Source organism: Nocardioides sp. Z50_6, from assembly GCF_058215755.1.
Map to the genome: position 1 here is coordinate 498,742 of NZ_JBZAJB010000001.1, position 11,939 is coordinate 510,680.

The window sequence follows — 11,939 nt, forward strand, 5'->3', positions numbered from 1 at the left end:
AGGAGATCCCGCTCGTGAACCACCGTCTCTCCCCCGGCGACCCCGCCCCCGACTTCACCCTCACCTCCGACACCGGGGAGCAGGTCTCGCTGGCCGACCTGCGCGGGCGCCGGGCCATCGTCTACTTCTACCCCGCGGCGATGACGCCCGGCTGCACCAAGCAGGCGTGCGACTTCACCGACTCCCTGGCCTCGCTGCAGGCGGCGGGCTACGAGGTGGTGGGCATCTCCCCCGACAAGCCGGAGAAGCTGGCGAAGTTCCGCGAGCGCGACGCGCTGACCATCACCCTGCTCTCCGACCCCGAGAAGGAGACGCTGCGCGCCTACGGGGCGTTCGGCGAGAAGAAGCTCTACGGCAAGACCGTGGAGGGGGTCATCCGCTCCACCGTCGTGGTCGACGCCGAGGGCAAGGTCGAGCTGGCGCAGTACAACGTCAAGGCCACCGGGCACGTGGCGAAGCTCCGCCGTGACCTCAAGCTGGACGCTGCCTAGACTCCCCCCTCGTAGCCGAAGTGGTGGAACTGGCAGACACGCAGGTTTTAGGTACCTGTGCCTTCGGGTGTGCGGGTTCGAGTCCCGCCTTCGGCACTCGCGCGCGACGCGTCAGGAGATGAGCGGCCGGCACGGTCGACCGACGCGTGGGCTCACCCTTCCCACCATGTGACGTGAGCCACTACGTTCCGGCCATGGATTCCGCGCTCACCACCATCGGACTGCCGATCGCCCTCGGCATCATCATGTTCGGCCTCGGCCTCGACCTCACCCTCGGGGACTTCCGACGGGTCGCACGGACCCCCAAGGCGGTGACCATCGCGCTGGGCTGCCAGCTGCTGCTCCTGCCGCTCCTCTGCTTCGGCCTCGTCGTCGTCTTCGACCTCCCCGCCCTGCTGGGGATCGGCATGCTGCTGCTGGCCGCGTCACCGGGCGGCACCACCGCGGCACTCTTCAGCCACCTGTTCCGCGGCGACGTGGCCCTCAACATCTCCCTCACCGCGATCAACTCGGTCATCGCGGTGATCACCCTCCCGCTGATCACCGGCGCCGCGATCGCCTACTACGACCGGCAGGACGACGTGTCGATGCCGCTGGTGGAGATCGTCAAGGTCTTCGCCCTGATCATCCTGCCGGTGGGTCTCGGCATGCTGGTCCGGGACCGCCGCCCCAGCTTCGCCGAGGCGATGGACAAGCCCGTGCGGATCGGCTCCGCGGTGATCCTCGCGGTCCTGGTCGTCGGCATCCTCGTCGACCAGCGCGCCGACGTCGGAGGCTACGTGGCCGACATCGGTCTGGTCACCGCCCTCTTCTGCGCCCTCAGCCTCGTCATCGGCTACGCGGTGCCGCGGGCACTGGGAGTCTCCGGGCCGCAGTCGATCTCCTCGTCGATGGAGATCGGGGTCCACAACTCGACGCTGGCCATCTTCGTCGCGGTCGAGGTGCTCGACTCCACCGAGATCTCGGTCCCTGCGGCCGTCTACTCGATCGTCATGTTCGTCTTCGCCGCGGTGTGGGGCTCGTGGGTCTCGCGGCGGGTGGCGGCCGACGAGCCGGTCGCCGCCCCCGTCGGCTGAAACCTCAGCCCAGCGCCTCGGCCACGACGGGTGCGAGCGCTCGGAGCGCCCGCCCGCGGTGGGAGATCCGGTCCTTCTCGGCCGGGTCGAGCTCGGCGCTCGTCAGGCCCTCCTCGGCGTGCTCGTCGGCGACGAAGAGGACGTCGTAGCCGAAGCCACCCTCACCGCGCAGCTCCCGGATGATCCGGCCGTCCATCCGCCCGAGCACGACGTGCTCCTCGCCCCCGGGCAGGCAGAAGGCCACCGCGCAGGCGAAGTGCGCGGTCCGGCGCTCGTCGGGCACGTCGCGCAGCTGGGCGAGCAGGAGCGCGTTGTTGCTGGCGTCCACCTCGGCCCGCTCGCCGGCGGCCGAGCCGCTCCAGCGGGCCGACAGCACGCCCGGCATGCCGTTGAGCGCGTCGACGCACAGGCCGCTGTCGTCGGCGATCGACGGCCGGCCCGTGGCGGCCACGGCCGTGCGGGCCTTGAGCAGCGCGTTGCCCTCGAAGGTGGGCTGGTCCTCGACCGGCTCGTCGTAGCCGGCCACGTCGTCGAGGCCGAGCACCACCACGCCGGGCACCTGCTCGGCCAGGATGCGTTGCATCTCGGCGAGCTTCTTGGCGTTGCGGGACGCGAGGAAGACCTCAGGCACCGGCGCCTCCGGGGAGCGGCGCGGCCAGCGCCTCGTGCTGCAGGCGGGTGAGGTCGGCGCACCCCTTCTCCCCCAGCCGGAGCAGCGCGTCGAGCTCGGCGCGATCGAAGGCCGCACCCTCGGCGGTGCCCTGGACCTCGACGAACTTGCCCTCGCCGGTCATCACGATGTTCATGTCGGTCTCGGCCCGCACGTCCTCCTCGTAGGGCAGGTCGAGCCGGGGCACGCCGTCGATGATGCCGACGCTGACGGCCGCCACCGAGCCGGTCAGCGGCTCGCCGCTCAGCGCCCCCGTCGAGCGCAGGTGGGCGATCGCGTCGGCGAGGGCCACGTAGGCCCCGGTGACCGCAGCGGTGCGGGTGCCGCCGTCTGCCTGGAGCACGTCGCAGTCGAGCTGGATGGTGTTCTCGCCGAGGGCCTGGTAGTCGATCACGGCCCGCAGGGAGCGGCCGATGAGCCGCGAGATCTCGTGCGTCCGGCCACCGATCCGGCCCTTCACCGACTCCCGGTCGGAGCGGGTGTTGGTCGCCGAGGGCAGCATCGCGTACTCCGCGGTCACCCAGCCCAGGCCCGAGCCCTTGCGCCACCGCGGCACCCCCACCGAGGCCGAGGCCGCGCAGAGCACGCGGGTGCGACCGAACTCCACCAGCACCGAGCCGGCCGGGTGGTCCTGCCAGTTGCGGGTGAAGCGGATCTGGCGCAGCTCGTCGTCGGCTCGTCCGTCGGCGCGGGTCTTGGCGGTCTCACTCATGGCCTCGACCCTAACGGGCGACCTCGGCGCCGGCTCGGTCAGGCGACCTCTTCGGCTGCGGCGCGCAGCAGGTCGACCAGCTTGTCGTGGTCGCGCATGATGTCGGGCTCCGGCCCCACCAGGGCGACCGCCGCCGGCCGCTCCGGGGAGAGGCCCATCCACGGCAGGGCCAGACCGGCCAGACCGGGCATGGTCCACGAGCTCTCCACCACCGGGACACCGAGGCGCAGGCGCTCGATCAGGGCGTGCACCTCGTCGGGGCCGGTGGGGACGCCGGGGCCGCGCAGCGGCCACGGCGAGAGGTCCAGGTGCTGGGCCACCTCCTCGGTGGGCAGCTGGGAGAGCAGCGCCAGCCCGCCGGCCGAGGCCCACAGGTGCTCGGGGGGCTCCCGCAGGGTCGGCAGCGTCGGGAGGCTCTCGCTGGGCGCGAAGGCCAGGGCGTGGGTGCGCCGCTCGCGCAGCTGGAGCACCGCGGCGCTGTGGCCGGTCAGGTCGCGCAGGGAATGGGCCAGCTCGAGCGCCCGGCCCAGCAGCGGCCGGGTCAGCGGGTCGGCGCCGAGGTAGAGCGCCCGGGGCCCGAGGACGTAGAGACGGCCGCTGCGCTCGACCCACCCCTCGCGCATCAGGGCGTGCAGGACGCGGGAGACACCGGCCTTGTCGACCCCGAGGCGACGGGCCACCTCCGAGACGCCCAGCGGCTCCACATGGAGCATCTCCAGGGTGCGGAGTCCACGAAGCAGGCTGGCCGACATGCCCGCATCCTAGGGGCTCGGGCGCTCGGCTGGTGGACGAACCCGTCACCCGGCGATCCGGAGCCGGCCGTGGAGCCGGCTCCGGATCGCCTGACGGCTACTTGACCTCGGCCCGCAGCAGCCGGATCCAGCCGAGCACGAACGGGATGAGGATCCACAGCAGCGCGGTGGTGCCCAGCTGTGCCCACTCCTCACCGCTCAGGTCGATCTCGGCGCCGAAGAGCGGCATCTGGGCGGTCCCCAGGTCGAGCCAGGCGGCCACGTCGCGCAGCGACTCGACCAGGCTGAAGACCACGTTCATCACGATGGGCAGGCCGAAGAAGGTCACGATGGCCGCAGGCGTGTTGAGCCAGAGCAGGCCGTACGCCAGCCCCTGGAGGATGGTGACCAGCTGGAGGAGGAGGAACGGCAGGGTGTCGCTCCACCCGAAGCCTTCGAAGCCGGCCTCCGCGCCCCCCAGCAGGGTGGCCAGCGCGGCCAGCACCATGGCCGCGACGAACGCCCCGACGCCGAAGATCATCGCGGCGACCGTCTTGGCGCCGATCACCCGGGACCGCGACGGCTCCAGCGCGAAGGTGACCATCGCGGTGCGCTGGCTCCACTCGCTGGTGACCAGCAGGATGCCCAGCACCGGCAGCAGCAGGCCCTGGGGGGTGGCTGCCGCGGCGACGAAGTTGCCGAAGACCCGGTCGTCGGCGTCGGAAACCAGGAAGACGATCACCATCACGAGCGCCGTGATGGCCACGATCGCCCCGACCAGCCAGAGACCGGCGCGGGTGTCCCAGGACTTGCGCAGCTCGACCTGGACCAGGCGGGTGAAGGGGACCGCGGGGGTCTCGCTGATGTCCAGCGTGCGCGGATGCAGGTGGTCGGTGGTGCTCATGCGTTCGCTCCTGTGTCGGTTCCGGCGACCTGGTCGCGCTGGGTCTCGCCGGTGAGCTCGAGGAAGACGTCCTCCAGCGAGCCGCCCCCGCGCCGCAGGTCGGTGAGGACCACGCCTGCCTCGAGGGCGATGCGCCCCACGTCGACCGGCTCCGCGTTGACCCGCAGGCCGTCGCCCGCCGGCGAGACCTCGAGGCCCTTGCCGCGCAGCGCGTCGGCGAGCGCTCCGTTGTCGAGCGAGACGACGAGGGTGGCGCTGCCGCGGCCGGCCAGCAGCGAGCTCTTGTCGCCCTGGGCCAGGATCTTTCCGCGGCCGATGAGGACCAGCTCGTCGGCGACCATCTCGACCTCGTTGAGCAGGTGGCTGGAGAGCAGCACGGTGCCCCCACGCTCGGCGTAGCCGCGCAGCAGGTCCCGCATCCAGCGGATGCCCGCCGGGTCGAGGCCGTTCGCGGGCTCGTCGAGGATCAGCACCGAGGGGTCGCCCAGCAGGGCGTGGGCGATGCCCAGGCGCTGCTTCATCCCCAGCGAGTAGTCGCGCAGGCGGCGACCGGACTCGCTGGGCGAGAGCGAGACCATCTTCAGCATCTCCTCGACCCGGGAGTCGGGCAGCCCCATCGTGGTGGCGCCCAGGTGCAGGATCTCCCGCCCGGTGCGGCCGCCGTGCTGGGCGCCGGCGTCCAGCAGGACGCCCACGTGCCGGCCGGGGTTGGGGATGTCGCGGTAGTCGTGCCCGCCGATGCTCACCCGTCCGCTCGTGGCGGAGGTGAGCCCCACCATCACCCGCATCGTGGTGGTCTTGCCGGCGCCGTTGGGCCCCAGGAACCCGGTCACCCGGCCGGGCTCGCAGGTGAAGCTCACGTCGTCGACGGCGAGGAAGTCGCCGTACCTTCTGGTCAGTCCCTGCACTTCGATCATGGTGGACAGCCTGCCCTAGGTGTCCACCGGATTCCCGCTCCGGGGGGATGGCGCGTCCGGACGGGCCTAGGCCCGAAGCTCGACGACCTGCCCGGGGCGGGCCAGCTCCGAGGGGCCGGTGAAGACCTCCCGGGCCTCCCCCAGCACCACCTGGGGGTCGTGCCACGGCGGGACGTGGGTCAGCAGCAGCCGACCGGCCCCCGCCTTCGCGGCGAGCAGCCCGCAGTCCCGACCGGTCAGGTGCAGGTCGGGCGGGTTGTCGCGCCCCTCCTCGAACGAGGCCTCCGCGAGCAGCAGGTCGGCCCCCTGGGCCGCCCGGGCCAGCGGCTCGCACGGCCCGGTGTCACCGGTGTAGGTGATCGTCGCCCCGTCGCCGCTGACCCGCAGCGCGTAGGCCGTCACCGGGTGGACGACCCGCACCGCCTCGATCTCGAACGGCCCGAACCGGAACGACTCGTCCCACTCGCGGAAGTCGAACTCCTCGGTCATCCCCGGCTCCAAGGGCAGGTCGTAGGCACGAGCCATCCGGTCGGCCGTGCCCCGGGGGCCCCAGACCGGGATCCGCGGCTGGGCCCCGGCGGGGTGGTACCTGCGCAGCACGTGGTAGCCGCACAGGTCCAGGCAGTGGTCGGCGTGCAGGTGGGTCAGGAGCACCGCGTCGATGGCCAGCGGGTCCGCGTAGCGGTGGAGCGCACCGAGGGCGCCGTTGCCCAGGTCCAGCAGCACCCGCCAGGTCCGTCCGTCGTGCTCGGCCTCCACGAGATAGCAGCTGGCCGGCGAGTCGGGGCCGGGATAGGAGCCGGAGCACCCCACAACGGTGAGCCTCATGCCATCCCTCCGACGAACTGGTGCGCGGTCCGCAGCTCCGGACCGAGGAAGCGACGTCCGATGCTCTCGAACTCCGAGGTGGCCCCGGTGGTCAGGAAGGTGTACGTCGCCTCCCCACCCTCCCGCATCAGGCCCGCGGTGGCCAGCATCCGGTAGACGTCCTTGGCGCACTCCTCGGCCGAGCTGACCAGGGTGACCTGGCCGCCCATCACGTAGGAGATGACTCCGGTCAGCAGCGGGTAGTGGGTGCACCCCAGGACCAGCGTGTCGACCCCCTCGGAGACCAGCGGGTCGAGGTAGCCGTGGACGACGGAGAGCAGCTCGTCGCCGCCGGTGACCCCCGCCTCCACGAAGTCGACCAGCGCCGGGCAGGCACGGACGTGCAGGTCGATGTGGGGTGCGGCGGCGAAGGCGTCCTCGTAGGCCATGGACTCGGCCGTCGCGCGCGTGCAGATGACCCCGATCCGGCCGGTCCGGCTGGCCGCGACCGCGCGGCGGGTGGCCGGGTAGATCACCTCGACCACCGGGACGTCGTAGCGCTCCCGCGCGTCGCGCAGCATCGCGGCGCTGGCCGAGTTGCAAGCGATGACCAGCGCCTTCACCCCGAGCCCCACGAGGTGGTCGAGGCACTCCAGCGCGTACTCGCGCACCTCCCCGATCGGCTTGGCGCCGTAGGGCTGGCGGGCCGTGTCGCCGAAGTAGACGATCGACTCGTGGGGCAGCTGATCGATGACCGAGCGGGCCACGGTCAGGCCGCCGAACCCCGAGTCGAAGATGCCGATCGGGGCGTCGGTCACCCCGGGCGCTGTTGAAGACACAGTCGGCAAGGCTAGATGCTGGAGGTCCCCGGGTCACCCGACCGCGATCCACGTCACCCATCGCCTGGGTCACACTCCGCCCGGGCCGCGTCGCTGCCCGGCACGTGCGCTCCCACGGGATACCGTCACGAGTGTGACCTCCGCCTCCCGCCGCACGCCCGGGCGCCGCACGGCCGGACGCCGCACGCCCGGACGCCGCACGCCCGGCCGATCCCTCGCGCGGACGGTCCCGCCCGCGTGCCGCCGCGTGCCGGCGCTCGTGGCCGTCGTCGTGGCTACCGTGCTGGCCGGCGCCGGGGCGGTGCCGGCGGCCCCGGTGGTCCCGGCGTCTCCGGCCGTGTCGGCGGTCCCGGCGGTCCCGGGGCTCTCGGGGCTCTCGGGGGGAGCCACCGCACTGGCCCCCTTCCCCGGCACCGAGGCGACGCCGCCGTCGGCGCGCTACGGCGCCGTCGCCTCGGTGCTGGCGGTCTCGGTCGACGGCCTCAACCCCCGCGCCCTGAGCCGTCTCGGGCGCCGCGGCGCCCCGAACCTCCACCGGCTCCTCGACGAGGGCGCCTCCACGCTCAACGCCCGCACCCAGGTGGAGATGACGCTCACCCTGCCCAACCACACCGGCATGGTCACGGGTCGGCGGATCTCCGCCCGCTCCGGCGGGCACGGTGTCACCTGGAACGACGACCGGCGGCACCCCAGGACCGTCCAGCGAGCCGCCGGACGGCGGATCGAGTCCGTCTTCACCGCCGTCTCCGACGCCGGCGGGTCGACCGCGCTCTTCGCCAGCAAGACCAAGTTCTCGCTGTGGAAGCGCTCCTGGTCCGACGACCTCGACCGCGTGGAGATCGAGCTCGACAACGGTGCGCTGGTGAGGTCGTTGCTGGCCGACATCCGCGCCGGGGACCGCGCGTTCCGCTTCCTCCACCTCTCCGCGCCCGACTCGGCCGGCCACCGCCACGGCTTCATGGGGCGCGCCTACCTCGGGGCCGTGCGCAAGGTAGACCGGCTCCTCGGGCGGGTGCTCCGGGCCGTGGACCGGGGCCCGGCCGGGACGGAGGCGGTGCCGACCGCCGTGGTGCTGACCGCCGACCACGGGGGCGATGGCGCGGGTCACTCCCGCCCCGACGACCTCACCAACTACCGGGTGCCCTTCGTGGTCCGGGCCCCCGGCGTGAGCCCGGGCGCCGACCTCTACGAGCTCAACCCCGGCTATGCCGACCCCGGTCGCCGACGGCCCGACTACGCGGCGTCCCGGCCGCCGGTGCGCAACGGGATGCTCGCCAACGTCGCCCTCGGCCTGCTCGGCCTGTCCCCGGTCCCGGGCAGCCAGCTGGGCGTGGACCCACCCCTGCTGCTCACCGGCCCCTGAGTCCGCGCCTGCGACTCGTCGCTCCCCGAGCCGCTACCACTCCGCCGGCGTGGGCCAGGGGTTGAACCGGCACCCGCCGGTCCCCTTCGACTGCTGCATCATCACCGGGGCCGGCCGTCCCGGTGACGAGCAGCCGCGGTGGCCGTGTCCCAGCCAGTGGCCGGTCTCGTGGTTGACCACCATGTGGCGGTAGTCGCGCAGGCTCCGGCGAGCGGCGTTCCAGGCCGGTGAGGCGCCCCGCCACCGCGCCTGGTTGATCACCACGTAGCGACCCGCCCGACAGCTCCACGTGCTGCTGCAGACCGGGGCGAACCTGGGCACCCAGGAGGCCTCGGCGAGCACCAGGCTGAGCTGGCCCCCGCTGGGCACCCGGCGCAGCTCCACCCCGGCGGCGCGCCAGCTCCGCGGGTCGTCGAAGGTCTGCTGGGCCAGCCGCGCGAAGGCGGCCACGTCGGAGACGTCTCCGCGCGTCTCCACCTGGTAGGTGACCACCCGCCGGACCGGCACCCGGTGCCGCACCGGCGCGGTGGGGCGGGAGCGGGCGACCCCGACCGGCAGGCCCTTCACCCGGACCCGCACCTCGACGCGGAGGCGCGCCCCCACGTCGGCGGGGCGGATCCGGTAGCGCCGGTCACGGGCTCCGGGGATCGGCACCCCGTCGCGCAGCCAGCGGTACCGGGTGACCTGGCGCCGAGGGGTCCAACGGCCGGGGTGGGCGCGGAGGGTACGGGTCCAGCGGGCCTCCCCCCGCACCTCCGGCGCCCGCGTCGCCTCGGGGGCCGTCGGGGGCTCGGGCGCGGGCGTCGGCGCGGGCGTCGGCAAGGGCGTCGGCGCCGGCCCGGGAGCCGGCGTCGGGTCCGGCACCGGCTGGGGAACGGCGCCGGCCGGTCCCGCGGCCAGGAACGCGAGCAGGAGGAGCGGTGCGACCAGGGCGGGCAGCAGCGCGCGGCCGGCCGCGGCCGGCCGGGGCGGGAGCCAGGACCACATGGGACCCCACCCTAGAGCCCGGGCTAGGCCCAGAGCTGCCCCTCGAGACGGTCCTCCGCCTCGTCGACCGTGCCCTCGTAGGCACCCGTGGAGAGGTACTTCCATCCCCCGTCGGCGACCACGAAGGCGATGTCGGCGCTCTCCCCGGCCTTGACCGCCTTGGCGGCCTGGCCGAGGGCGGCGTGCAGGATCGCCCCGGTGGAGACGCCGGCGAAGATGCCCTCGAGCTCGAGCAGGTCGCGGACCCGGCGCACCGCGTCGCGCGGACCGACGCTGAACCGGGAGTCGATCAGGGACGCGTCGTAGAGCTCGGGGACGAACCCCTCGTCGAGGTTGCGCAGGCCGTAGACGAGCTCGCCGTAGCGGGGCTCGGCGGCGACGATGCGCACCTCGGGCTTGGCCCGGCGGAAGAACCGGGAGACCCCCATCAGCGTGCCGGTGGTGCCCAGGCCGGCGACGAAGTGGGTGATCTCCGGGAGGTCGGCGAGGAGCTCGGGGCCCGTCCCCTCCTCGTGCGCCAGGGCGTTCCCGGGGTTGCCGTACTGGTAGAGCATGACCCAGTCCGGGTGCTCGGCGGCGAGCCCCTTGGCCACCCGGACCGCCTCGTTGGACCCGCCCGCGGCCGGCGAGGAGACGATCTCGGCCCCCCACATCCGCAGCAGCTGGCGGCGCTCGGAGGAGGTGTTCTCCGGCATCACGCAGACGATCCGGTAGCCCTTGAGCTTGGCGGCCATCGCCAGCGAGATGCCGGTGTTGCCGCTGGTCGGCTCCAGGATCGTGCAGCCGGGGCGCAGCGTGCCGTCGGCCTCGGCGATCTCGATCATCTTCAGCGCCGGACGGTCCTTGATGGAGCCGGTCGGGTTGCGGTCCTCCAGCTTGGCCCACAGCCGCACCTCGGGACTCGGGGAGAGCCGGGGCAGGCCGACCAGGGGCGTGCCACCCACCGAGGCGAGCAAGTTGTCGTGGCGCATGGTCACCAGCCTTTCACGAGGCCTCCGGCAGGCACGAGCGGGCCGCGGGCCGCTCAGCGCAGGAACTGCTCGGGGTCGAAGTCGTCGAGCGAGATGATCCGGACCCGCGGGAGCGGGACGTTGAAGGCCGCCACGTCGTCCTCTAGGTCGTGCAGCTCCAGGCCGAGCGCGTCGAAGCGGGAGCTGGCGTACTCGCGGAGCGCCGCGACCGCGACCCGGCGCCGGCCGCCGAGGAGGGCGGCGAGGTGGTCGGCGAAGTCGGCGTCATGGCTGACCAGCAGGACGTCGTCGTCCCGGTCGACCAGCGCGGCGAGGGTGCGCTGGATACCGATGTCGACGACCTTCTCGTCGGCCCGGCCGGCCAGCGGGATCGGCCGGTAACCCATCGCCAGCAGCGCCTGGACGAAGGTCTGCGGGAACTGCCCGCTGGTGGCGTTGAGGAAGAACAGGCCGACGACCGGCTGGTCCCACAGCTCCTCGGCGTAGTCGGTGACGCGCTCCCAGCGGGGGCGCTCCTCGGGGAGGGGACGCCGGCCCAGCAGCGAGTTGCCGAGGGTGGCGTCGATGTTCTCCCCGTCGACGAGGACGAAGGTGCGCCGACCGGTCACGGCGCGCTCAGCCGCCGGCGACGGCCGGCAGCACGACGACCTGGTCGCCGTCGCTGAGCCCGGCCTCCAGGCCACCGATGAAGCGGACGTCCTCGTCGTTGACGTAGACGTTGACGAAGCGGCGCAGGTCGCCGCCGTCGAGCAGTCGCTCGGCGAGGCCGGGGTACTTGGCCTCGAGGTCGTCGATGAGCGCGGCGAGGGTCGCACCCTCTCCCGTCACGGCCTTCTCGCCGTCGGTGTAGGTGCGCAGGATGGTGGGGATCCGGACCTCGATGGCCATCAGTCGTTGCTCCTCGGTGTGGGTGAGTCCGCGTCGACGAGGACGACCTCTTCCTCGGTCACCTCGCCGTCCACGATTCTGTAGGACCTGAACTCCACGGAGCCGTCGTTATTCCCCCCGGCGCCGTCGAAGCAGTCGCGGGTGCTGACCAGGACGTAGTGGGCGCCCGGCTCGCTGGCCAGGCCGACGTCGGTGCGGCTGGGGTAGGCCTCGGTGGCGGTGTGGGAGTGGTAGACCACGACCGGCTCCTCGTCGTTGTCCCACATCTCCTTGTAGAGCGCGAGCAGCTCGGTGGAGTCGAACTCGTAGAACGTCGGGCTGCTGGCGGCGTTGACCATCTCCACGAGCCGCAGCGGGGTGTCGCTGCCCTCGGGGCCGGCCACGATGCCGCAGGCCTCGTCAGGGTGGTCGCGCTTGGCGTGGGCGACGATGGCGTCGTGGATCGCCCGACTGATGGTCAACACGTCCCGAATCCTAAGACGGCCGTGGTCGGGGCGGGCCGCCGCGTCTCACCGGCAGGCGTGCAGGCCGCGACGAGATCGGCCGTACCACTGCCCAGGACGGGGCCCGACGGGTTAGCGTC

The 11,939-nt window shown here is 73.0% G+C and carries 15 protein-coding genes and 1 tRNA gene; 4 read left to right on the forward strand and 12 right to left on the reverse strand.

What is annotated here, in order from left to right; all coding sequences use genetic code 11:
- Window positions 1-14: 14 nt before the first annotated feature.
- From bcp to AC4BGE_RS02400, 3 genes are all read left to right on the forward strand, one after another.
- Window positions 15-491: a thioredoxin-dependent thiol peroxidase gene (gene bcp, locus AC4BGE_RS02390; protein ID WP_490574224.1), complete on the forward strand. Its 477-nt coding sequence runs from the start codon at window positions 15-17 to the stop codon at window positions 489-491.
- Between the two features lie 14 nt (window positions 492-505).
- Window positions 506-587, forward strand: a tRNA-Leu gene (locus AC4BGE_RS02395).
- 98 nt (window positions 588-685) lie between these two features.
- Window positions 686-1,567, forward strand: a complete 882-nt coding sequence (locus AC4BGE_RS02400) for a bile acid:sodium symporter family protein (RefSeq protein WP_490569683.1) — start codon at window positions 686-688, stop codon at window positions 1,565-1,567.
- A 4-nt stretch (window positions 1,568-1,571) separates the two neighbouring features.
- On the opposite strand, the gene rdgB is transcribed toward AC4BGE_RS02400, so the two are convergent.
- The 7 genes from rdgB to murI form a co-directional block, all read right to left on the reverse strand.
- The gene (gene rdgB, locus AC4BGE_RS02405; RefSeq protein WP_490569682.1) at window positions 1,572-2,198 is read right to left on the reverse strand and encodes an RdgB/HAM1 family non-canonical purine NTP pyrophosphatase; all 627 of its coding nucleotides are present in this window, start codon (window positions 2,196-2,198) and stop codon (window positions 1,572-1,574) included.
- Complete coding sequence (gene rph / locus AC4BGE_RS02410) at window positions 2,191-2,949, reverse strand: ribonuclease PH (protein WP_490569681.1); 759 nt, start codon at window positions 2,947-2,949, stop codon at window positions 2,191-2,193. Before rph ends, rdgB begins: the two co-directional genes overlap by 8 nt.
- Window positions 2,950-2,987: 38 nt before the next feature.
- Window positions 2,988-3,701, reverse strand: coding sequence for an IclR family transcriptional regulator (locus tag AC4BGE_RS02415; protein ID WP_490569680.1), 714 nt, complete (start codon window positions 3,699-3,701; stop codon window positions 2,988-2,990).
- 97 nt (window positions 3,702-3,798) lie between these two features.
- Window positions 3,799-4,584 (reverse strand): ABC transporter permease, encoded by a 786-nt coding sequence (locus AC4BGE_RS02420; RefSeq protein ID WP_490574225.1) that lies wholly within the window; start codon window positions 4,582-4,584, stop codon window positions 3,799-3,801.
- Window positions 4,581-5,501: an ABC transporter ATP-binding protein gene (locus tag AC4BGE_RS02425; protein ID WP_490574226.1), complete on the reverse strand. Its 921-nt coding sequence runs from the start codon at window positions 5,499-5,501 to the stop codon at window positions 4,581-4,583. Before AC4BGE_RS02425 ends, AC4BGE_RS02420 begins: the two co-directional genes overlap by 4 nt.
- Window positions 5,502-5,567: 66 nt before the next feature.
- Window positions 5,568-6,329, reverse strand: coding sequence for an MBL fold metallo-hydrolase (locus AC4BGE_RS02430; protein WP_490569677.1), 762 nt, complete (start codon window positions 6,327-6,329; stop codon window positions 5,568-5,570).
- Window positions 6,326-7,156: a glutamate racemase gene (gene murI, locus AC4BGE_RS02435; protein WP_490569676.1), complete on the reverse strand. Its 831-nt coding sequence runs from the start codon at window positions 7,154-7,156 to the stop codon at window positions 6,326-6,328. The genes AC4BGE_RS02430 and murI overlap by 4 nt, the downstream gene beginning before the upstream one ends.
- A gap of 124 nt (window positions 7,157-7,280) precedes the next feature.
- Here murI and AC4BGE_RS02440 point away from each other — a divergent pair, with 124 nt between their 5' ends.
- A complete protein-coding gene (locus AC4BGE_RS02440; RefSeq protein ID WP_490574227.1) occupies window positions 7,281-8,510 on the forward strand; it encodes an alkaline phosphatase family protein in 1,230 nt (409 codons plus the stop codon).
- A gap of 33 nt (window positions 8,511-8,543) precedes the next feature.
- Here AC4BGE_RS02440 and AC4BGE_RS02445 read toward each other — a convergent pair whose 3' ends face one another.
- The 5 genes from AC4BGE_RS02445 to AC4BGE_RS02465 are packed head-to-tail and all read right to left on the reverse strand — an operon-like array spanning window position 8,544 to window position 11,820.
- On the reverse strand, window positions 8,544-9,497 hold the full coding sequence (locus AC4BGE_RS02445; RefSeq protein ID WP_490574228.1) for a DUF3152 domain-containing protein: 954 nt from the start codon (window positions 9,495-9,497) through the stop codon (window positions 8,544-8,546).
- 23 nt (window positions 9,498-9,520) lie between these two features.
- On the reverse strand, window positions 9,521-10,468 hold the full coding sequence (locus AC4BGE_RS02450) for a PLP-dependent cysteine synthase family protein (RefSeq protein ID WP_490569673.1): 948 nt from the start codon (window positions 10,466-10,468) through the stop codon (window positions 9,521-9,523).
- Window positions 10,469-10,521: 53 nt separating this feature from the next.
- Window positions 10,522-11,076 (reverse strand): NYN domain-containing protein, encoded by a 555-nt coding sequence (locus tag AC4BGE_RS02455; RefSeq protein WP_490569672.1) that lies wholly within the window; start codon window positions 11,074-11,076, stop codon window positions 10,522-10,524.
- A 7-nt stretch (window positions 11,077-11,083) separates the two neighbouring features.
- Window positions 11,084-11,356: a MoaD/ThiS family protein gene (locus AC4BGE_RS02460; protein WP_490569671.1), complete on the reverse strand. Its 273-nt coding sequence runs from the start codon at window positions 11,354-11,356 to the stop codon at window positions 11,084-11,086.
- Window positions 11,356-11,820 carry a M67 family metallopeptidase gene (locus AC4BGE_RS02465; RefSeq protein ID WP_490569670.1) on the reverse strand — a complete coding sequence of 155 codons (465 nt, stop codon included), beginning with the start codon at window positions 11,818-11,820 and terminating at the stop codon, window positions 11,356-11,358. The genes AC4BGE_RS02460 and AC4BGE_RS02465 overlap by 1 nt, the downstream gene beginning before the upstream one ends.
- Window positions 11,821-11,939 lie beyond the last annotated feature (119 nt).

Bases quoted from the DNA above. Each gene is read 5' to 3' on its own strand.
- AC4BGE_RS02400 (WP_490569683.1), top strand. From the start codon at position 686: ATGGATTCCGCGCTCACCACCATCGGACTGCCGATCGCCCTCGGCATC.
- rph (WP_490569681.1), bottom strand. From the start codon at position 2,949: ATGAGTGAGACCGCCAAGACCCGCGCCGACGGACGAGCCGACGACGAG.
- AC4BGE_RS02415 (WP_490569680.1), bottom strand. From the start codon at position 3,701: ATGTCGGCCAGCCTGCTTCGTGGACTCCGCACCCTGGAGATGCTCCAT.
- AC4BGE_RS02420 (WP_490574225.1), bottom strand. From the start codon at position 4,584: ATGAGCACCACCGACCACCTGCATCCGCGCACGCTGGACATCAGCGAG.
- AC4BGE_RS02425 (WP_490574226.1), bottom strand. From the start codon at position 5,501: ATGATCGAAGTGCAGGGACTGACCAGAAGGTACGGCGACTTCCTCGCC.
- AC4BGE_RS02430 (WP_490569677.1), bottom strand. From the start codon at position 6,329: ATGAGGCTCACCGTTGTGGGGTGCTCCGGCTCCTATCCCGGCCCCGAC.
- AC4BGE_RS02445 (WP_490574228.1), bottom strand. From the start codon at position 9,497: ATGTGGTCCTGGCTCCCGCCCCGGCCGGCCGCGGCCGGCCGCGCGCTG.
- AC4BGE_RS02450 (WP_490569673.1), bottom strand. From the start codon at position 10,468: ATGCGCCACGACAACTTGCTCGCCTCGGTGGGTGGCACGCCCCTGGTC.
- AC4BGE_RS02460 (WP_490569671.1), bottom strand. From the start codon at position 11,356: ATGGCCATCGAGGTCCGGATCCCCACCATCCTGCGCACCTACACCGAC.